Origin of the sequence: Candidatus Sarmatiella mevalonica (genome assembly GCF_016751895.1) — a bacterium.
In the GTDB taxonomy this organism is placed as follows: Bacteria; Pseudomonadota; Alphaproteobacteria; order Rickettsiales; family Rickettsiaceae; genus Sarmatiella; species Sarmatiella mevalonica.
The window spans coordinates 17,814-38,655 of record NZ_JACVVM010000002.1; the positions used below are offsets into that span (position 1 = coordinate 17,814).

Sequence of the window (20,842 nt, forward strand, 5' to 3'; positions counted from 1 at the left end):
ACTTTTGTATATTTTTTGATAGAAGTTATGATTCATCGTTTGATGACGCACAATTTAATAGGTTTTTATGCAAATTAATCCAGTTAATATAAACCAACACCAATATCAAGGTAATAACGTTAATCAAAACAATAATATCAATATTAACAAAACAAGATACGAACAAAACAAAGCTAATAATCAAAATCCATTAGCAAAAACAGTATTCGTTGTTGTTGATGAAGCAGTAAGAATACTAGAAATACTAAAAAAGAAGATACAACACCTCGATCCTTCTACTTTTAAAGAAGATATAAAAAACTTAGTTAACGCGAAGGATTACAATGGAGCGATCGCTATATTTCAAGCTGCAAAAATTTTACATCCACAAAACGTTGATTATATGGAAAAACTGAAACAGGAATATTTATCTACCAACAACTTTAACATAGACAATACTTTTCTTTTTAGCAGTCAATACGAATCTTTTCGGTGTAATTTTTTCCTCTACTGTCGCGCACAACAAACTAACCCAAATATAGAAGAATCTGCGCAACGTATAAATCAATATCAAAACTGGCTTTACGATAGAGGTAGTGAATTTTATGATTGCCTAACAGCTATACAAAACAATCAGGGCATAGCCAATCTTGACGGAGAAATTATTAGGTTTTTTCAAAATTATAATCAAAACGAAGCAATGAATATGGTAGTTAAAATGCGAGATGATCAATTTTTGCTAGAAGGTCATATTGCTTACGACTCTTCGCGTTCGTTATGTTCGTAAACTAGTTAAGTAAAATTAAATGAATAGCAGTTAAGTTTAACATCTTAACTGTTATTTTTTAATTCAACCTTTGGTTTAAGTTGTATAAAATTCTGATAAGCTATCAAACACACTCCAAAGAAAATAAAAACATCAGCAAAATTGAAAATAGGAAAATAAAAAAAATCTAAAAAATGAACGCTGATAAAATCAAAAACCGCCCCGTTCACCACTCTATCTATCAAATTACCATAAGCCCCAGCAAGCACCAACGCATAAGATAGAGTTGGCTTTGAAAAAGTCTTTATATGCAAAAAAACAGCTACAGCGCAGCCTATAACAAAAAAAACGTAATTACTATATTGATAGTACTCTTTAAATAATCCAAAACTGATACCATAATTCCACGAATAAGCAAAATCTAAAAAACCACTGTGCAAACTTAGTTTATTAGTTATTAAAAGATGAGATACAATATTTTTGGCCAACTGATCGATGCCACAACCAAATATTATTAATGCGTTATGTATTTTTTTGTTGTATAACATCTTGGGTTTAATAAAAATTTTTTTATATAAGTTTTATTTATATATATTTTTTAATCTATTTAAACAAACCCTTAAAACCACCTCCAAGTTTACCGCTCAACAAACTCATGGGGTCCATACCTTTCATTTGTTTCACAACACTTTTCATCTTTTCATATTGTTTCATAAGCAAATTAATATCCTGAACAGTAGTGCCAGAACCTTTAGCAATTCTTTGTTTGCGCGAAGCATTAAGCAAATCTGGATCTTTCCTTTCTTTGGGTGTCATAGAAAAAATAATAGCTTTATGTTTCTTTAAAATATTATCGCTCCCACTATCTTTTATCTTATCTGCAACAGAACTCATACCTGGCAAAAAACTAACCACACCCATCACTCCTCCCATTTTATCTATAGAAGACATCATAACCAAATAATCATTTAGATTAAATTTACCTTTTTGAATCCTTTTTGTTATCTTTTCTGTTTCAACCTCTTCAGCAACAGCTTGCGCTTTTTCTACAAAAGCCACCACGTCACCCTGATCTAAAATACGATTAGCGATTCTCTGAGCATCAAACAACTCCAAATCAGTAACTTTTTCCCCGGTGCTTAAAAATTTTATAGGATGACTCAAAACACTCACGCTCAAAGCAACTCCACCTTTGCTATCAGAATCTATTCTAGATAAAATCATCCCGCTTAACTTTAGCGCTTTATCGAACTCTCTAGCAACATTCAAACCTTCTTGCCCTATTAAAGAATCTATCACAAGCAAAGTCTCTTGTGGTTTTATCATATTCTGTAACTCACAAGCTTCGCTCATCATTTTTGCATCTATCTGTAACCTACCAGCGGTATCATAAATTATTAATTCAAAACCACTTTTGTTAGCAAAATCTATAGCTCTACGCGCTATCTGTTCAGGATTCTCTTCAGCTACTATATCTAGAGATTCACACTGCAATGTTTGAGCTAAAATTTTTAATTGTTCTTGAGCAGCTGGTCTATATGTATCTAAAGAAACCAAAAGAGTTTTTTTGTCTTTAAAATAATTAGCTATCTTAGCACAAGCGGTTGTTTTTCCAGACCCTTGCAAACCAACCATCATGATGGACAGAGGTTTGTTTTGAGTTATCTTTATTTCGTGGTTCTCTTTTTTTAAACTTTTAACTATCTGATCATACACAATCTTAATCATCATTTGATGAGGGGAGACTGAGTCTACAACCTTTAAACCTACAGCATCATCTCTAACCTGAGAAACAAAACTCTCTACCACTTTCAAATTCACATCAGATTCTATCAATGCAATTTTAATTTGATCTAATACTTGGTCTACCTGTTTTTCTGAAAGCTTACCGCCACTAGATATTTTGTTAAAAATAGCGCTAAGGTTTTTTGTTAGAGTTTCAAACATAAAATTAACTAACGTTTGTTGTTCTTTGTTGAATGGCGAAAATGATATCTGTTATTTCTTTTGTTATTGAAAGATTTCAAAAATTTTCTACGCAAAATAACGCATGATAACACTGAAAGAGCGATGATTGTACTTAAAAAAGCTATAGCAACATTTTTGCTAATATAAGTTAAATAAATAGCAGAGAAGCAAAATATAATACTAACAGTTATTACAACAAAAGAAATGAGTATATACAGAAATTTTGCTTTTTTGTGCTTTATTATTTCTATCTCATGTTTGCTTTTTTGTTCTCTATCAAGAACCTCTATTAAAGACTTAAGAGTTCCTGGGTAAAACTCTTCATACTTATCTATCACTTCAATAGGAGGAAGTATATGATCTATGCGTCTTTCGGGTCTTTTTCTACTATCTAAAGATGAGTCTTTATGTTGTTTGTATCCTTTATTAAGAGTATTGTTATCAAAGTAAAATTTTCTTTTCATTTCTGTTTTTGTTTTTTCATCTCTACACTTTCACCTTCTTTGTTAACTCTAGTGTGTTTGACAGTTTTATTTGAGTAAAATGTCTCTGAATATATCTATAAATAAAAATAAATATTTGGTTATAATTAGTTATAACAAATAATTTAAAAAAGATCTAACTTCTTGCTTCGCCAAAAGACTAGAGGAGTTAAGGATTTTGTTTTCTTTACTTGCATCCAAAAGAGTCATACCTCTTACAAATAACTCTCTAAAAGCCACTCTCTCACTAAAACCAGATATAATCTGAAAATCTATCCTCTTAGACAAAGACTCTAGGGCCTGTGACACTCTTCTTTTGTTTATAGCATCCGTGTTACTTAATCTGTTTCTAAAAACCATCCATTTAATGGACCCGCTGTTTTTTTTAGCTTTCATCAACTTCTGTTCCCACACCATTTGGCTATATATAGAAGGTTTTATAACATTTAAAGTTTTAGGATCAAATTTAGCTATCACATCTAAATCTACAAAACTATCATTTAAAGGAGTGAGAATAGTATCTGCAGCTTGATGGCATATTTTAGAAAGCAAAGTGCAGCTACCAGGAGTGTCTATTACTACATAATCTATACCTTCGTAACTTAATGCTTCGCTAAGTTTAGATTCGTATTCTTCTATCTGAGACTCTTCGTCTTTAAGACTACTTTCTGCTATATGAAAATGTATTGGATGAAGTAGATTTACTTCAGTTTGGCTTTTTCTATTGTTTACATAAGAGGTTAAGGAAGCTTGTCTAGAGTCAGCGTCTATGCTTAAAACCTTATAACCTCTATCTAATAAACCAGCTATAAGATGCATAGCGCAGGTTGTTTTACCTGCGCCACCTTTTTCGTTACCTACAACAAATACTTTCGGTTTTTTCATACTCTTATTAAGTGTATTTTACTTATACAATCTACTGTTTAAAAATTATTGTTTAAAACATCTAAACACAGATTCAAATCTACACCTTAAAGGTATAATACACAATATCTTTTAATTTTCGTAAAAGTTTTTAATCCATCTATTAAACAACCTCACACCGTAACCAGTAGCACCTTTAGGACAAACAAAAGAACCTTTATAATTCCAGGCAACGCCAGCTATGTCTATATGAGCCCATTTTGTTTTTTCTTTTATAAAACTACCTATAAAATGAGCTGCGGTGCTACTACCCGCCCCTTTCATGTTAGAAATATTTCTCACGTCAGCTATATCAGATTTAATAGCTTCTTGATAAGCATCATGCAGAGGCATAGGCCATACTTCTTCGTCTATCTCTTTGCCAGATAAGGTTATTTGATTCAATAACTCATCATCCTTACAAAAACACCCGCTATACACTGGCCCTAAAGCCACAACTATGGCACCAGTAAGGGTTGCTATAGTAATTAACTTAGTAGGATTATATTTTTCTTGCACATACCAAACAACATCAGCTAAAACCAATCTACCTTCAGCGTCGGTGTTGTCTACTTGCACGGTTTTACCAGACATAGAATACACCACATCAGCGGGTCTCTGAGCCGAGCCAGAAGGCATATTTTCTACTAAACCCACAGCACCTACGACATTAACTTTAGCTTTTCTAGCCGCTAGAGTTTTCATAGCCCCAACAACAGCAGCCGAGCCGGCCATATCATACTTCATATCTTGCATGCCATCTGAAGGTTTTAGCGATATGCCGCCACTATCAAAGGTAACGCCTTTTCCAACCAAAGACACGTATGGGTTTTGACCGTCGCCATTGTATTTAATTATAACCATCTTCGATTCTCTCTGGGAGCCTTGGCCAACACCAAGAATGGCGCCCATACCAAGATTCTTCATCTCTCTTTCTCCCAACACCTCCACTTCAATGTCTTCATACCCATCTAACTCTTCTACTATCTTTTGAGCATAAGACTCTGGATAAAGCATATTAGGTGGTTCGCTCACAAAGTTTCTGGCCAAAAATACACCATCTAACTCATGTAAGTTTTCCGCCCAATGCTTGTTAGCCTTATCCAAATCGTTGGTAATGATATTTATGGAATAGGAACGATCCGACTCTTTCTTGTCATCTTCTTTTTTTGTAAAGTATTTGTCGAATTTATAAGCAGCCATCTTCATGCCGCTAGCCAGCAAAACAGATAATTCTGTTTGATCAAGCAACATATTATGATGTTTATGCACAATAACATGCTGTAACTTAGCTGATTTAATAGCACTGAAAATCGCACCTCCTATCTGTTCTACCTTTGTTTTGGTAATTTTATTCAAACACCCTATTCCAATTAAAATCAATTCTTGATGCAAACCGTCGCTAAGAAGATTCAGACATTTTACTTCTCCAAATTTTGCGCAAAATCTTTTTTCTAATAAAAAATCATCCACTAGCTTTAGTAACTCTTTAGAAAGTTGATGATTCTCAATTTTTAATGATTCATCACAAAACAAAACATGGGCAGTTTCAGTTTTGTTTGTGTTTTCTATAAAATTTATCTCGAGGTTGAAAGAGTTGTTTATTTTTTCGTCATTTGATGAATGAGAAAAGAAACTTAGATCCGTTTTATTCATAAAATTACCTATTTTTATTTAGCAAGATTAAACAGCTATAGAATCCAAACTATACACACAAAAAGCAATATTACTAACCGCCAACAGTTAAGTCAAGCAAAAAATATCTGTTTTACATTTTAACAAAAATAAAAAATTAGATAAAAGAATAGATATGGTATTTCTTATAAGAAGGATAAATTTTAAGGCTTTAATAGTAAAGATGTGTTAGTAATGTTTAATTATACAAGTCTCCACATTTTATCCACATATAGAAAGCACAATACAAAGCCATATTCAGATAGTTATTCACAATTGTGGTTAATTTTACTAACATTTTGATAAAATGTAGGAATATTTGTGTAAAACTACTTGGATGTAAAAGGGTTTTTTGCTAGTAAAATCACAAACAATCCACAATTAAATTAGAAGCAAAAACAAAAATAAATAACTACTATATATAGTGAGTTTTTAACTGTATATAACGATTTATTGTATATAAAGCATTTTTTGATTTTAAGAGATATAAATAATTAATCCACAATTTTATCCACAGGTTTTACCTTCATAAAAAACGCCATCTTGTTCAAGGTTTTTTGACAGCTTTTATTATTTTATGTTTTTTAAGTTGAATTTAAGTGTTTTTGTAACACTTGTATTGAATGGTATTTGATTGTAATATTTTTTTGTATTTTGTTTATTCAAAAATTTTTATAAGCAGTTATTATGACCAAAAAAGAAGACAAACAAGAAGTGATAGATCACTATGTAGACTACCCGTACCCTATGCGTAATCCTGAAGATGAAAAAACGAGAACTCTAAGCATAATAGGCGAGAGTTTGATGGAAATGAATCATTTTCTTTATAAAGGTAGAAAGAAGTTTGACAAAGATTTTAATGTGTTAGTTGCGGGTGGTGGTACCGGCGATTCGTCAACTTATCTTTCTTTGATATCAGAAAGTTTTGGTGGGTCTGTTACTTATATCGACTTTTCTTCAACTTCTATGGAAATAGCAAAAAAAAGAGCGGAAGTTAAAGGTTTAAAGAATATTAATTTTATTCAAGATTCGATATACAACATACCAAACTTAAAACTTGGTAAGTTTGATTTTATAAACTGTACAGGTGTTTTGCACCACCTAGAAGATCCAGATTTAGGTTTAAAAATATTATCTGATAGCCTAAAGGACGATGGTGGCATGCATCTTATGATATATGGTGCAGTGGCAAGAACTGGCGTTTATCATTTACAGGAGGTTTTTAGATTAATTAATAAAGACTCTAGCTCTAGATCAGAAAAAGTTCTTAATGCTCGCAGCGTATTAAACTCTCTACCAGCTAATTGTATTTATGCCAAAACCAACTGTTTACATGGTGACCCTATTAATTTTGGTGATATTGGAATATACGACATGTTTTTACACGCTCAAGATCGGGCTTATACGGTAGAGCAGATGTTGGAGTTCGCAAAAAAACCCGGTTTGTATTTTGTAGATTTTTCTATCGCTAATAAAGAAAGTATGAATATAGATATTTGTATAACGAACCCTGATTTACAAAAAAAGGTTAAAAGCACATCTAGCAAAGAAGAGCAATGGAAAATATGTGAGTTGTTACGTGGTGATGTGATAAAGCATGATTTTTATGTGTCTAAACAATCAGATTCTATTGCAAAAATAGAAGAAGATATGTGTTTTATTTCTTATTTTCCTAATATGTTCTCTGGACTTTTAGATTTTTTAGAAAAACAAGAACAAGAATTTGTTTATGTTAGACTCAATACTCCTTTTGTTGGTAGTAGATGTGAGGTTTGGAATTCAGATTTTACCAAAGACCTATTAAGATATCTGAAAGATAAGGCTGATAAAAATAGCTTTATTTCTCTTGATGAGATTAGAAAAGAGATAAAACCAGAGATGTCATGGGAAGTTTTTAGCGAAAATCTAGAGAAAGCTTTTGGTAGTGCTATAGAAAATCATTGCATACTGCTTGCTAGCAAAGACTCTGCTAAACAATTATTTTCATTATCTCAAGATTTAGCGCAAAGAGAACAGAAAAGGTTTGACTCATACCAAAATCAAACTAAAATTGAAAACCAACAAGGAGTTTTGGTATAAACAAATCTTATCAAAATCTCATATATAACCGTAACAACAATATAACTCTATGTCTAAAAACACCTTGCTTCAGGCAACTCCAATATATAAGCCTTTTACTTACCCTTGGGCTTATGATGCATGGTTAATTCAACAAAGAATGCATTGGATACCTGAAGAGGTGCCGCTTGGTGAAGATGTGAAAGACTGGCAACATAACCTCTTACCTAACGAGAAACATTTGTTGACTCAAATCTTTCGCTTCTTTACTCAGTCTGATATAGAAGTGAATAATTGTTATATGAAGCATTACTCTAGGGTTTTTAAACCCACAGAGATACTAATGATGCTTTCTGCTTTTTCTAATATGGAAACTATCCATATTGCAGCTTATGCATACTTGCTAGATACCGTAGGAATGCCTGAAGTGGAGTATCAAGCTTTCTTATCTTATAAAGAGATGAAAGATAAATACGACTACATGCAAATTTTTAACACTAATACAAAAAAAGATATAGCCTTAACCCTTAGCGTGTTTGGTGCTTTTACCGAAGGTTTGCAGCTCTTTGCCTCCTTTGCGATTTTGCTTAACTTTCCTAGGTTTGGTAAAATGAAAGGGATGGGGCAAATTATCACCTGGTCTGTGCGCGACGAAAGCTTGCATGCTGAGTATATTATTAAACTGTTTAAGACTTTTGTAGAAGAGAATCCAGAAGTTTTAGACCAAGATCTAAAAGATCAGATATATCATGCTTGTAGTAGCATAGTAACGTTTGAAGATGCTTTTATTGATTTAGCCTTTGGACTTGGTGACGTTGAGGGGTTAGCTGCACAGGATGTGAAGCAGTATATTCGTTATATTGCAGACCGTAGGTTGCAACAACTTGATTTACAGCCTATATATCACGTTAATGAGCACCCGCTAGACTGGCTTAACGAAATGCTTAATGCACCAGAGCATACTAACTTTTTTGAAAATCGAGCTACTGAATATAGCAAATATCTTTCAGATGAAGAAAGTTGGGATGAGATGTTTGAAAGAGTGCACAAAGTAGACCTTAAATTATCTTAAATCTCTTTTTAAAGTTGTCTAATACAGAGCAAAAATCATTTTAAGCATTATAAACTGTATACTTAATGTTTTTTTATGAATCTTAACTCACTCCTTCTCTTGATTAAAAAATTCATATCAATTAGGGTTTAATTATTCTAAGATTCTATTTTCTCTAATTATAATTACAAATCATTAGTTATCAAGGCAAACAAACATGTCGTATCAATATGCTTATGTTATGAAAGGTCTGAGCAAGACCATCAACGGCAAAGTTATTTTAAAAGAAACTTGGCTCTCTTTTTTACCAGGAGCTAAAATAGGTGTAATTGGTCCTAATGGAGCTGGAAAATCAACTTTGTTAAAAATCATCGCTGGCCTAGATAATAACTATGAAGGTGAAGCTTTTGCTAGCCCTGGCGTGCGCGTTGGTTATTTGGCGCAAGAACCTATGTTGGATAATAACAAAAATGTGTTTGAAAACATCATGGATGGCCTGAAAGATAAAAAGGGTTTAATGGATAGGTTTAATCAAATTAGTATGCGTTTCATGGAAGAACTTTCGGTTGATGAAATGGATAGTTTGCTTGTTGAACAAGCTGAGATTCAAGAGAAAATAGATGCGTGCGATGCATGGAACTTGGAAAGAGAGTTAGATATAGCCATGGAAGCTCTGCGCTGCCCTCCAAAAGATGCTAGCGTTACAAATATATCAGGGGGCGAAAAGAGGAGAGTGGCTTTGTGCAAAATTTTGTTGGAAAAGCATGACATCTTGTTGTTAGATGAGCCAACTAACCATCTTGACGCTGAATCTGTTTCTTGGTTAGAGAATTTTTTAAAACAATACAAAGGTGGCGTGATATGTATTACGCATGATAGGTATTTTTTAGATAATGTTGCAGAGTGGATTTTGGAGTTAGACAGAGGCAAGGCTGTGCCTTGGAATTGCAATTATTCTTCGTGGCTTGAACAAAAACAAGAGAAGTTAATATTAGAAGCTAAAGAAGACGATGCTCGTGGCAAGCAACTTAAACAAGAATTAGAGTGGATTAGACAGTCTCCCAAGGCGCGACAAGCTAAGAGTAAGGCCAGGGTGCAAGCTTATCAGGAGCTTCTTGCTCAAGAGGCGCATAAAGTAGTTGACGCAGCGCAAATCATCATCCCTAACGGCCCACGCCTTGGTGATTCTGTGATAGAAGCTCAGAACGTGTCACACGAGTTTAACGGGAAAACTTTGTTTTATGATTTGAGTTTTATTGTGCCAAAAGGAGCTATAGTTGGTATAATAGGCCCTAACGGTGCAGGCAAAAGCACCTTGTTTGGTATAATAAATCAAACAATAAAACCTACTAGCGGCAAAGTGACAATAGGCCCTAGCGTGCAACTAGGTTACGTTGATCAATCACGCGATGCTTTGGATGACCAAAAAACCGTTTGGGAAGAAATCTCCTCTGGAATGGATGAGATTCATATTAATAATAGATCAATTAAAAGTAGAGCTTACGTTGCAGCTTTTAATTTTAAGGGGGCAGATCAGCAGAAAAAAGTTGGCGTGCTTTCGGGTGGAGAGCGTAATAGGGTGCATATGGCCAAGTTATTAATACGCGGTGCTAACGTGTTATTGCTTGACGAACCTTCTAATGACCTTGATATCGATACCCTGCGCGCGCTCGAAGAAGCCATTCTTAATTTTACTGGTTGCGTAATGGTGATTACTCATGATAGATGGTTTTTAGATAGAATTGCTACTCATATGATTATTTTTAGTGGAGAAGGTGATGTGAGTTGGTTTGAAGGTAATTATCATGATTATCAAGAATATATGAAGAACTTTTGTGGTTATGACCCATCTATGCCAAAATATAAACATAAAAAACTAGTATAAAACCAAAGGCGCGCCTCGCTGGTTTGCGCATGGTTTTAAGAGATGGAAGGTTGGATAAATTTATACAAACCCAAGGGTATTAGTTCTAGCAAAGCTACGTTGATTCTCAAACCTCTTGTTTGGCCTAATAAAATTGGGCATTGTGGTACGCTTGACCTAGAAGCTCATGGCGTGCTGCCCGTGGCTATTGGTAATGCCACTAAGTTTGTAGATTTAGTATCTAACCAACGTAAAAAATATTTTTTCACTGTGCAGTTTGGCGCTTGCACAGATACTGGCGATAGTGCTGGTAAATATGTAGAAACTACAAACATTATTCCTTCCAATGAGGATATGTGCAAAGTGTGCGACAGATTTCTGGGCACCATCACTCAAACCCCCTCTAAATTTTCCGCTATCAAAATTAATGGACAAAGAGCTTATAAACTAGCTAGATCAGAGCAAGAATTTGAAATGCCTAGTAGGCAAGTGCACATCTACTGTCTTAAGCTTGTGGCTTGCGGTGAGGGGTGGGCAAGTTATGAAGTGGAGTGTTCTAAAGGCACATACGTACGCTCTCTTGCAGAGCAAATGGCCTCCTGCTTGCAAAGTTTAGGATTTGTGATAGACTTGGAAAGGTTGTCTGTTGGCAAATTTTGCGCCAATAGCGCTTTGTCTTTAGATTTATTCAAATGCCCACATCCTTCTGCTTTAGTTAATTTAAAATCTAATTTGTTGAATTTAGAATTTGCGCTGGACGACATCTTGGTGCTTTCTATCGCAGAAAGTGATGCGCAAAAAATCGCTTATGGTTCGTCGATTGACGCGCCTTGTAGTGATGATAATTCCGTTTGTGTAAAATACAATGGCAAAATAGTGGCAATTGGATTGGTGAAAGACAAAAGGTTTATACCGAAAAAAGTTTTTAATAATAATTTAAATTTAAAAGAGGATTCGTTGGATGTCGATTACACGAGAAAAGAAAGCTGAGTTGGTTATGGCTTATGGGGGTGGTGCCCGCAACACCGGTAGCACAGAGGTGCAATGCGCTATTCTTACAGAGAGAATAGCTAATCTTAGCCAACATTTAAGAGAAAACAAAAAAGATTTTGCATGTCTTAGAGGTTTGTTGGTTTTGGTTGGTCGTAGAAGACGACTATTAAATTATCTAAAACAAACTGAAATTAGTAGGTACTTAGATTTAATATCTAAATTAGGTATGAGAAAGCAGTCTGTGAAAAAAGACAAAGCTAATAACAAGAAAAAATAACTGAATAGAGATAATTAAGTAATTTGAAAAATATATAAAATAAAATATAATATTATGACTAGTAATACAAAAGAGAAGAAAAACTCGGGGCTTTCGGAATGGAGGCGTATGCTTTGGCCGATAGAAGGTTATGAGCACAAAAAGTTTTTACCTATGGCTCTTATGATGTTTTGCATCCTTTTAAACTATTCTACCTTACGCTCTATTAAAGATGGTTTTATTGTTACCGGTATTGGTGCTGAGGCTTTGGGTTTTTTAAAAATGTATGTAGTGTTTCCATCATCTATGATTGCAATGATTTTGTATATTAAACTTTGCGATGTATTAAGCACTAAAAACGTTTTTTATGCAATAACTTGGTTTTTTATAGGTTATTTTTTGCTATTCGCGTTTGTTCTTTACCCTAACCAAACTTTAGTTCATCCTGACCCAGAATGCATCGACTGCCTCGCTAAGGAGTATAAGACCTTTCAATGGTTTATTCGTATTTGGGGTAAGTGGAGTATGGCTACCTTTTATGTTATGAGTGAGCTTTGGGGTTCTATGATGCTGAGTTTGCTTTTTTGGCAATTTGCTAACAGGATCGTGAGAACAGATGAGGCGAAAAGATTTTATTCGATGTTTGGTCTGCTCGCAAACTGCTCATTGTTTGTAACATCAGCTGTTATTAATTTCTTCTTAGATCCTAACAGACAGTTTGTTGCGCCGGAGATTAAATTTTTACCTTTAATTATAGTAGTGATAATTAGCGCTTTGTTAGTGATTTTTATTTATAGTTGGATGCAGTCTAATGTATTAAAAGATCCTAAACTTTACTCTCCAGAGCAGCAAGGTGGAGGGAAGAAGAAAAAGGTTAAACTTTCTCTTATTGAAAGCTTTAAAATGATCTTCTCTTCTGCATATCTTGGTTTAATAGCAGCTTTGGTTGTTGCTTATGGCGTGTCTATTATTCTGGTTGAGGGTGTGTGGAAAGATAAAATCAAAACCTTATATCCTAACGCCGAAGAATATACCATGTATATGGGTAAGTTCCAGATGTTTCAAGGTTTTGGTTCTATTATATGCATGATAATAGGAGCCAATGTTTTAAGAAAATTACCTTGGAAAGTGGCAGCTTTAGTTACTCCATTAATTATGTTAGTTACTGGCATGATATTTTTTAATTTAATTTTCTTTGAAGAAGAAATATCTCCTTATTTGGCCTTCTTACAATCCACTCCATTAGCTATAGCTGTGAGCGTTGGTATGATACAAAACGTTCTTGGTAAGTCTGTGAAGTATTCTTTGTTTGATTCAACCAAAAATATGGCTTATATTCCACTAGATACTGACTTAAAAACCAAAGGGCAAGCCGCGGTGGAAGTAGTAGGTGGTAGGCTTGGCAAATCTGGTGGAGCGTTAATCTCATCCACTTTCTTCTTGCTAGCTCCTTCTTTGAGTTTTTCTCAAGCTACGCCTTATTTTGGATGTATTTTCTTTGGTATAGTGGTTGTGTGGATTTATGCGGTTATTGCGTTGTCTATTAAATATGAAGAGAAAATTAAAATGCAGTCAGCTGAAGAAAAAGGTGTTTAATTTAAATTTGTTCATTAATATTTAACGGTTGTATTAAATTATATTGAATTAAACTGAGATAAACAAATGATCGTGCAAACAATTATATTGTAAAATAAAACTAAACCAGATGCGTTAATTTTGTTGTTGACGTGTCTGGTTTTGTTAGTTTATATCATTATGTAACGCATTATATAGCGTCTTAATATAAATGTAGGTAGTTTTATGAGTTTGACAGTAGATAACTTGAATAAAGACTTAGAGCAGTGGTTTTTGTTAAAACATCCTTTTTATCAACAGTGGAACGAGGGCAAATTAACCATCGAAGATTTATCTTTATATGCTAGAGAGTATTATCATCATGTCGCCGCTTTCCCTAGGTATATTAGCCAGATTCATACGTTATGCAAAGATATTAGCGCTAGGCAGGTGCTATTGGATAATTTGATAGATGAAGAAAAGGGCGAAGGAAACCATCCAGAGTTGTGGCTGAGGTTTTTAGAGGGGGTGCAAGGTGACCGCGCGCATAACGAGGAGCCGCAGATAGATGCTACCAAGGAATTAGTAGATGGTTTTTTTGAATTAACAAAAACAGATTATCATACTGGCTTAGGCGCTCTTTATTCTTATGAGAGACAAACAGCTGATGTTTCTGAGTCTAAAATGGACGGATTAACTAATAATTACGCTATCAATGATGCTAAAACCCTAGAGTTTTTTGATGTTCACGCTAAATTTGATAAATTTCACACCCAAGCTCTCGTGAAATTAATAAAAGATACGAACGAGGTTGATTTTCAAAAAGTGCGTCATGGGGCGTTAAGTGGCGCTAAATTGCTTTGGCAGTTTTTGGATGGTATGTTGGATGCGCGTTGTGTTACTTGTAGTATAAATTGAATTTTGAAATTGTTTTTTTGAAGTTGTCGCCAAGGTTGCTTTGAAATTGCGCGAAGCTTCCCGGCTTGACAAGATACTGATTTTGGGTTACCATGGAACTTATCCCATTACCCACTCGGTTTAGTGGGTAGGTGTTTATTTTATTTTTATTTCAGAGGTACTTAACAACTTAGGTTATATGTAGAATCTAGTTTTAGGAATATACTTAGAGGTTTTTTATGTTTTTATTTGGACAGTTAAAATTAAATTTATTAACTAACACGCTTGGTTCAACTCGGCGTGAAGTTAGCTTATTGTCATTTCCCTTCTCTCATTCCCCCATCTCTTTTATTTCCATGTTTTTTATTTCAGCTTCTCTGATTCATCATCATTATATTCGCTGCATTTCTTGTTCTTGGTAGAAAAATAAAGTTTTTTATTTAACCTGTTTTAGATTATCTTTTAGATTATTTCGTTCCGCTGAATTATTCGGGTTGAACTATTAGGTGGTTGACAAACGCTTTTGTTTTTAAACAAATATATCTGTCTGTTAAAATATTTGCGTATTTTTTGACTTTTTTGTACGTTTTTATAGGTCAACACTTCTTAAGAACTCTTTTGTTTAAGAGTAGTAGTGTTACTTGGTGGCGTTAAGATTTTTTTGCTTTCTAAACCTCCTTAAGTTTATCTGTTTGTATAAACGAGTTTTTAAACTAGTTTTTTGAAGTTTTTTGAATAAGTAATCTAAAAACAATATAATCTATAAAAAACATTAAGTATGAAACATTTAACACATTAAAAAAATTACATAATAATTAATATAAAAAAATAAAATTATGCAAAATACTCTTTCTTTAGAAAAAAATAGGCGATTGCCTGGTTTTTTAACGCTATTATTTTTTGTTGAAATGTGGGAGAGATTTAGCTATTATGGCATGAGAGCTTTGTTAGTGCTGTTTCTCACATCGCAGTTAAAACTAGACGACGATAACGCTAACCATATCTACGCACTCTTTGCCGCTATAGGTTATTCTCTACCGGTGATAGCTGGTTTTTTAGCTGATAAATTTTTGGGTTTTAAAAATATGGTGAGTATTGGTGGTGCGGTTATGATTTTGGGCCACCTCATTCTCGCATTCACCGGAATGGAAGACCGGTTAATATATTTGGGTTTAGGTGTATTAGCTGCAGGCACCGCTTTTTTTAAGGGTAACATCACCACCTTGTTGGGCGATTGTTATGCCAAAGGTGATCCGGAGCGTGACAGAGGTTTCACTTTATTTTATGTAGGAGTGAATTTAGGTGCGCTTATGGGTTCCATAACTTGTGGTTATATGGCGCATGCGTTTGGATGGCATTATGGTTTTGGTACGGCTGGCGTTGGTATGGTGATGGGTATGATAGTTTTCTTTAGATTTAAGAATATTTTAGATGGTTATACTCATACTAAAACCCCTAAGGTAACAAAAAAAATATTAGGAATTAACCTCATCGTTTGGACTTCTTTGTTGGTGCTAGCTTTGGGTTGCGCCTCAACTCTCATGCTTATTTTCCACGAAACCTTTGTGCGTACTTTAACATTTGCTGGGGTGACGGTGTTTTGTGTATATTTAAGCGTTATAGTGCGCTCTAAAGCAGAAGAGCGTAGTAATTTGATAGCAATTTCTATTTTGATCTTTTTTGTGATGTCGTTTTTTGCTGTAGAAATGCAGACGGGTTCGTTTATTAACTTATTTACAGAAAGACATGTCTCGAAGGAAGTATTTGGTATTTTTATACCAGCAGCTGTTTCTCAAGGTCTTAACCCATTATCTATATTGCTTTTTGGTGCATTGATGGGTAGTTGTTTTAAGTTTGAGAAAAAGAGAACTAGTTTTATGATTTCTATTGGCTTGTTGTGTTTGAGCTTATCGTGTTTGGCATTATATATAGGCTGCCTTTTTGCTAGCAATAATAGCGTTGTGGGATATGGATATCTATTACTTTCTATGTTTCTTTTGGGTTTTGGTGAATTATGTTCTGTGTCTATAATGCAATCACAGATTACTGCATTAGCGCCATACCACATTAAAGGTTTTATTATGGGTATTTTTACTCTTTCCTTAGCATTTTCTAACTTATTAGGGATACCGCTAGCAAAGTTAGTGAGTATACCAAGCAACACTCAGAGTGCAGAATCTTTGTTGATATATCAACATGGTTTTTTTCAGATTACTTTGGCGACGTTTGGTATATTTGTGTTGTATCTAGTGTTTTATCGATTTATAAACAAAGCTATTGTAAATAATTAGTATCATATATTTTTTGTTTGAGTTGTGTTAAATAAAAATTTAAGATTAAACATTGTAATTAGGTGATATAGATACTATTATATAATATTGAGAGGTTGTACTTTCTCAAGATAGATATGTTCTACAGAGTTTGCTCTGTTATAAAAAGACTCTCTTTGTTCGTTTGGCCTTTTGTAGGCTAAGGCAAAAGGGTTGTTTTGATATTATCTTTTGTTTTGCGCAAGAAGTATGCCTTGATATTCTAATACATTATATAAATAGGTAAGTTTAGTATATGAATTTCACAAAAATACACGCCTCATCTAATGCTACATACGATGCGGGTTTGCGCGCTTACATGCTCGCTATATACAACTATATGTTTGTAGCATTGGTGATAACTGGGTTATCTGCTGTTTTAGCAGTAGCTTCTCCTTTGTCCTATCTTGTTTTTAATATTCAAGATGGCCAGTTTTATGGTTTAAGTGGGTTGGGTACTCTAATCGCCATTGCTCCAGTAGGGATAGCGTTTTATTTGTTTTGGGGTATAAACAAAGTAAATACCCGAAAGGCTATGATGCTGTTTTGGGTTTATGCAGCTCTCACTGGCGTGTCGCTATCTTCTGTATGCTTTGTATACACCATGCAGTCTATAGCTAGGTCTTTCTTTATTACGGCAGCAGTGTTTGGTGCGATGAGTATTTATGGATATTCTACTAAAAGGGATTTGACATCTTTTGGATCTTTTGTTACTATGGGACTGCTTGGCGTGATTATAGCATCTTTAATGAATATCTTTTTAAAGAGTTCGGGTTTAAATTTTGCTATATCTTTGTTGAGCGTTGGTATTTTTACTGGTTTAATTGCCTTTGACACGCAAAAATTGAAGGAGGTTTATCTTCAAAATCGCCATAATCCTTCTTTGCAGAAGGTTGCTATTTTGGGTGCTTTTACTCTGTATCTTGATCTAATAAATCTCTTTATATATATCTTGAGGTTTGTTGGAAATAGGAGAGATTAGGTTTTAGACTTTTATAAGTCTAGATGTGGCATGGGTTTGATGGAAACTTTGCGAATGCGTGTGTTGGAGCCTGTAGAAATTGTAACTATAAGTTTTTTGCTTCGTCTCTTTTGGGGAGTTAAAAAAATGGGCAGGTGTCTGAGCGGTTTAAAGAACTGGTCTTGAAAACCAGCGTACGTGCGAGCGTACCGTGGGTTCGAATCCCACCTTGCCCGCCACTTCTTTTTTTATTCTCAAAAATTCTTCCGCCACTTCTTGCAGATTCTTTTTTGAATCTAAAAACTTTTATTCTCATTGCTTAAATTCTTTAAACTCATTTGCTCACCCCCCCTGAAAAATGAGTGTGCTTTATGTTTTTAAACGTTATTAGTGGGTGCGAAGGATGTATAATGCTTTTAAATATCAGAACGATGCAGGATCAAGTTTTGATGTAAGTCGATATAAAACCTTTGTATTGTATGCGCTCTCCTTCTCTCTCTTATCTGTTTTTTTCTTAGCTACTGGTGCTTTTTTGATAGAAAGCAACAAACAAATTTATGTCCTGAAAGAAACCCCAATTTTTTTTGATTTTTATCACCTTTTTGTATACTCCTTTAAGACTTTTTCTAGGATGTTTATAGCGATGGTGAGTTCGTTGATTTTTAGCCTGTTGTATGCTTTGGTTGCAGCGAAAAGCAAAAGGATGGAAATGATACTTATTCCGCTATTAGATATACTCCAGTCTGTACCGATTTTGGGTTATACTACATTCGCTGTTTCTGCTTGCCTATCTCTTTTTTCACAAAGCATGCTGTCTATTGAAATGGCTAGCATATTTGCAATTTTTACTTCTCAGGTATGGAACATTACATACAGCATGTATAATTCTTTTAAAACCATCCCTATAGATTTAATAGAATGTAGCAAAATACTTAAACTATCGAAGTGGCAAAAATTTTGGAAGTTAGAGTTGCCTTATGCTGTGCCAGACGCTGTTTTTAACATCACCGTTTCATTATCTAGTGGGTGGTTTTTTGTGGTTGCTGCCGAGTCGATTGAAATAGCAGGGGATAGTTTTAGATTGCCTGGTATAGGATCTTATATTGCTGCAGCTCTAGATGTTGGTGATAGTGGGGCGATATTATATGCAGTGTTAGCGATGTGTGGGGTGATTTTGGCTTATGATCAATTATTAATTAGGCCACTACGTTTTTTTGCTCAGAAATTTTCTCGTTCTAATGAATCTCCAGAAACCAAGCCTTGGGTGAGTGAGTTGTTGCAATCCACGATTTTTAATAAGAATGTGAGGCGTAAAATTTCCTGCTATGCTAGGAAGTTTGTGTTTGCTAAATGTATTTATTATGGAGGTGTTACTTATAATACGAATCAGAATGGTGAAAAGGAAAGCAAGTGTGTAGACTATATTTGGTATGCTTTGATTGCGCTAGGAGGGGTCTATTTGATTTATTATTTTTTTACGTTTTTCTTGCGTTTTTCTACTACGGATATTATGCAAGTTTTGATATTAAACTGCATCACGCTACTTCGAATTATATTGTTGCTGATACTTGCTTCGTTCATCTGGCTGCCTATAGGTGTTTGGATTGGTTTAAGCGCAAAATACTCCGCTATAGCTCAAACCTTATCTCAATTTTTAGCAGCCTTTCCAGTGAATATTCTTTTTCCATTGACGGTGATTATGATTAATAAATATCATTTAAACACTAACATATTTTTAAGTTTTTTAATGATTATGGGGGCGCAATGGTATATTTTGTTTAATGTGATAGCTGGCATAAAAGCCCTACCTAAAGAGTTAAAGGAGGCGAGTGATATTTTTAAGATTCGCGGGTTATTGTGGTGGAGGAAAGTTGCGCTGCCTCAGGTTATGCCTCAGTTTATAGTAGGGTTGATTGCTGCCGCTGGTGGTGCGTGGAATGCTAGTATTGTAGCAGAATATGTTAATTTTAAAGATCAGATAGTGGAGGCGACAGGCATAGGGGCTTATATTACGCACATGACTATAGATGGAGATTTTGAGAGATTAGCTTTAGGTATAGCGTTTATGTCTCTTTTTGTTGTAACGATTAATCGCTGCGTTTGGAAACCTTTGTATTTTAAATATTTGTTTAAAGATTAGGGTTGATTTTATATGTTGAGAGATACGAGCATAGTGCCTTACAATTTATGTAGTGAGAGGTAGTAGAAGCGGCTTGAATATAGGAGATTGAAGTAGTATAAGGATGTATTTTCTGATGATGTATAATATACTACTTTACTACTTCAAGTGCTTACATTAAACCTTTCTTGGAAAAAATCAAGGATAGAATGTTTTGTCGGAATGATAATTAGCTGAATTGAAAATTGTCCAGTTAGCACCAAAAATATGGCTCTTGGCATAGGGGTAACGCTAAGCATAGTTCTAAAATCCAGAGAACATATAGGTTTCTTAAAGATTAACCTTTTAACTACGATGCAATCGCAAAGTTCATTTTGAGTATAATATATTATTCTTGGTGATAGTTTTTGGTAAGATTTTCGTACCGATTTATTGGTATCAGCTTGACCATCGTGTGGAGCATGCGATATAGTAATTTAGGTTGAATTAGATATAATTTTTTGTTATAATGAAAGGAAAAATGCTTAGTACCGGGCACATAGTTGCTTAAGCTTTGAATTTAAAGGATTGTTAGACATAATAGATCTGAGGAAAAAATCAAAAATTTCGATGAATTTTGATTGCATTAATATTTTTCTTAAAAAAGTAAGTCTATATGAAAATATAGAAAATAACCTACGATTATGATTTTTAATTTTAATTGGTTTTACTAAATTTTTTATTACCCCAAATTTTACGGTAAATACAAATCCAATTGTTAAAACTGCAAGCAATTTTGCTAATCTTTCAAGATCTTTGATGTGAGAACCAGTCACGCAAAAGGTTGAAGTATTGGAGGGACATCGTTATGATTGGCATCAAAGGGAGGATATGAGATGTCAACGAGCTATACGAGTGATTTAACAGATGAAGAATGGGCCGTAGTCGAAAAGATAATTTACAAAAGAAGGGGGAAACAAGGCAGGCCGCCCCCTAGGGATGCCAGACGTTTATGGGATGGTATATTTT

General features: G+C 34.3%; 16 protein-coding genes and 1 tRNA gene. 12 read left to right on the forward strand and 5 right to left on the reverse strand.

Going from position 1 to position 20,842, the window contains the following annotated elements:
* Positions 1–67: 67 nt before the first annotated feature.
* Positions 68–766, forward strand: coding sequence for a hypothetical protein (locus Sarmat_RS00410; protein WP_202148884.1), 699 nt, complete (start codon positions 68–70; stop codon positions 764–766).
* 44 nt (positions 767–810) lie between these two features.
* Here the strand turns inward: Sarmat_RS00410 and lspA are convergent, their stop codons facing one another.
* The 5 genes from lspA to Sarmat_RS00435 form a co-directional block, all read right to left on the reverse strand.
* The gene (gene lspA / locus Sarmat_RS00415; protein WP_202148885.1) at positions 811–1,293 is read right to left on the reverse strand and encodes a signal peptidase II; all 483 of its coding nucleotides are present in this window, start codon (positions 1,291–1,293) and stop codon (positions 811–813) included.
* Positions 1,294–1,348: 55 nt separating this feature from the next.
* Positions 1,349–2,692, reverse strand: a complete 1,344-nt coding sequence (gene ffh, locus Sarmat_RS00420; RefSeq protein ID WP_202148886.1) for a signal recognition particle protein — start codon at positions 2,690–2,692, stop codon at positions 1,349–1,351.
* Between the two features lie 8 nt (positions 2,693–2,700).
* On the reverse strand, positions 2,701–3,177 hold the full coding sequence (locus Sarmat_RS00425; protein WP_202148887.1) for a hypothetical protein: 477 nt from the start codon (positions 3,175–3,177) through the stop codon (positions 2,701–2,703).
* A gap of 129 nt (positions 3,178–3,306) precedes the next feature.
* On the reverse strand, positions 3,307–4,080 hold the full coding sequence (locus Sarmat_RS00430) for a division plane positioning ATPase MipZ (protein WP_202148888.1): 774 nt from the start codon (positions 4,078–4,080) through the stop codon (positions 3,307–3,309).
* 111 nt (positions 4,081–4,191) lie between these two features.
* Positions 4,192–5,754 (reverse strand): leucyl aminopeptidase, encoded by a 1,563-nt coding sequence (locus Sarmat_RS00435; protein ID WP_202148889.1) that lies wholly within the window; start codon positions 5,752–5,754, stop codon positions 4,192–4,194.
* A 705-nt stretch (positions 5,755–6,459) separates the two neighbouring features.
* On the opposite strand from Sarmat_RS00435, the gene Sarmat_RS00440 reads away from it, so the two are divergent.
* From Sarmat_RS00440 to Sarmat_RS00490, 11 genes are all read left to right on the forward strand, one after another.
* Complete coding sequence (locus Sarmat_RS00440; RefSeq protein WP_202148890.1) at positions 6,460–7,851, forward strand: class I SAM-dependent methyltransferase; 1,392 nt, start codon at positions 6,460–6,462, stop codon at positions 7,849–7,851.
* A 49-nt stretch (positions 7,852–7,900) separates the two neighbouring features.
* Complete coding sequence (locus Sarmat_RS00445; protein WP_202148891.1) at positions 7,901–8,902, forward strand: ribonucleotide-diphosphate reductase subunit beta; 1,002 nt, start codon at positions 7,901–7,903, stop codon at positions 8,900–8,902.
* Between the two features lie 196 nt (positions 8,903–9,098).
* Positions 9,099–10,766 carry an energy-dependent translational throttle protein EttA gene (gene ettA, locus Sarmat_RS00450; RefSeq protein ID WP_202148892.1) on the forward strand — a complete coding sequence of 556 codons (1,668 nt, stop codon included), beginning with the start codon at positions 9,099–9,101 and terminating at the stop codon, positions 10,764–10,766.
* A gap of 42 nt (positions 10,767–10,808) precedes the next feature.
* Entirely contained in the window at positions 10,809–11,735 is a 927-nt protein-coding gene (truB, locus tag Sarmat_RS00455) for a tRNA pseudouridine(55) synthase TruB (RefSeq protein ID WP_202148893.1), read from the forward strand.
* A complete protein-coding gene (gene rpsO / locus Sarmat_RS00460) occupies positions 11,707–12,015 on the forward strand; it encodes a 30S ribosomal protein S15 (RefSeq protein ID WP_202148894.1) in 309 nt (102 codons plus the stop codon). The genes truB and rpsO overlap by 29 nt, the downstream gene beginning before the upstream one ends.
* Before the next feature lie 54 nt (positions 12,016–12,069).
* On the forward strand, positions 12,070–13,590 hold the full coding sequence (locus Sarmat_RS00465; protein WP_202148895.1) for an Npt1/Npt2 family nucleotide transporter: 1,521 nt from the start codon (positions 12,070–12,072) through the stop codon (positions 13,588–13,590).
* Between the two features lie 204 nt (positions 13,591–13,794).
* Entirely contained in the window at positions 13,795–14,466 is a 672-nt protein-coding gene (locus Sarmat_RS00470; protein ID WP_202148896.1) for a CADD family putative folate metabolism protein, read from the forward strand.
* A gap of 815 nt (positions 14,467–15,281) precedes the next feature.
* On the forward strand, positions 15,282–16,736 hold the full coding sequence (locus Sarmat_RS00475; RefSeq protein ID WP_202148897.1) for a peptide MFS transporter: 1,455 nt from the start codon (positions 15,282–15,284) through the stop codon (positions 16,734–16,736).
* Between the two features lie 274 nt (positions 16,737–17,010).
* Positions 17,011–17,736 (forward strand): Bax inhibitor-1/YccA family protein, encoded by a 726-nt coding sequence (locus Sarmat_RS00480; RefSeq protein WP_202148898.1) that lies wholly within the window; start codon positions 17,011–17,013, stop codon positions 17,734–17,736.
* A 128-nt stretch (positions 17,737–17,864) separates the two neighbouring features.
* Positions 17,865–17,954: transfer RNA gene (locus tag Sarmat_RS00485), tRNA-Ser, on the forward strand.
* Between the two features lie 164 nt (positions 17,955–18,118).
* Positions 18,119–19,855, forward strand: a complete 1,737-nt coding sequence (locus Sarmat_RS00490) for an ABC transporter permease (protein ID WP_202148899.1) — start codon at positions 18,119–18,121, stop codon at positions 19,853–19,855.
* Positions 19,856–20,842 lie beyond the last annotated feature (987 nt).

Bases quoted from the DNA above. Each gene is read 5' to 3' on its own strand.
- Sarmat_RS00430 (WP_202148888.1), bottom strand. From the start codon at position 4,080: ATGAAAAAACCGAAAGTATTTGTTGTAGGTAACGAAAAAGGTGGCGCA.
- truB (WP_202148893.1), top strand. From the start codon at position 10,809: ATGGAAGGTTGGATAAATTTATACAAACCCAAGGGTATTAGTTCTAGC.
- Sarmat_RS00475 (WP_202148897.1), top strand. From the start codon at position 15,282: ATGCAAAATACTCTTTCTTTAGAAAAAAATAGGCGATTGCCTGGTTTT.
- rpsO (WP_202148894.1), top strand. From the start codon at position 11,707: ATGTCGATTACACGAGAAAAGAAAGCTGAGTTGGTTATGGCTTATGGG.
- Sarmat_RS00425 (WP_202148887.1), bottom strand. From the start codon at position 3,177: ATGAAAAGAAAATTTTACTTTGATAACAATACTCTTAATAAAGGATAC.
- Sarmat_RS00470 (WP_202148896.1), top strand. From the start codon at position 13,795: ATGAGTTTGACAGTAGATAACTTGAATAAAGACTTAGAGCAGTGGTTT.
- Sarmat_RS00490 (WP_202148899.1), top strand. From the start codon at position 18,119: ATGTATAATGCTTTTAAATATCAGAACGATGCAGGATCAAGTTTTGAT.
- Sarmat_RS00480 (WP_202148898.1), top strand. From the start codon at position 17,011: ATGAATTTCACAAAAATACACGCCTCATCTAATGCTACATACGATGCG.
- Sarmat_RS00465 (WP_202148895.1), top strand. From the start codon at position 12,070: ATGACTAGTAATACAAAAGAGAAGAAAAACTCGGGGCTTTCGGAATGG.
- ffh (WP_202148886.1), bottom strand. From the start codon at position 2,692: ATGTTTGAAACTCTAACAAAAAACCTTAGCGCTATTTTTAACAAAATA.
- Sarmat_RS00435 (WP_202148889.1), bottom strand. From the start codon at position 5,754: ATGAATAAAACGGATCTAAGTTTCTTTTCTCATTCATCAAATGACGAA.
- Sarmat_RS00445 (WP_202148891.1), top strand. From the start codon at position 7,901: ATGTCTAAAAACACCTTGCTTCAGGCAACTCCAATATATAAGCCTTTT.
- lspA (WP_202148885.1), bottom strand. From the start codon at position 1,293: ATGTTATACAACAAAAAAATACATAACGCATTAATAATATTTGGTTGT.
- Sarmat_RS00440 (WP_202148890.1), top strand. From the start codon at position 6,460: ATGACCAAAAAAGAAGACAAACAAGAAGTGATAGATCACTATGTAGAC.
- ettA (WP_202148892.1), top strand. From the start codon at position 9,099: ATGTCGTATCAATATGCTTATGTTATGAAAGGTCTGAGCAAGACCATC.
- Sarmat_RS00410 (WP_202148884.1), top strand. From the start codon at position 68: ATGCAAATTAATCCAGTTAATATAAACCAACACCAATATCAAGGTAAT.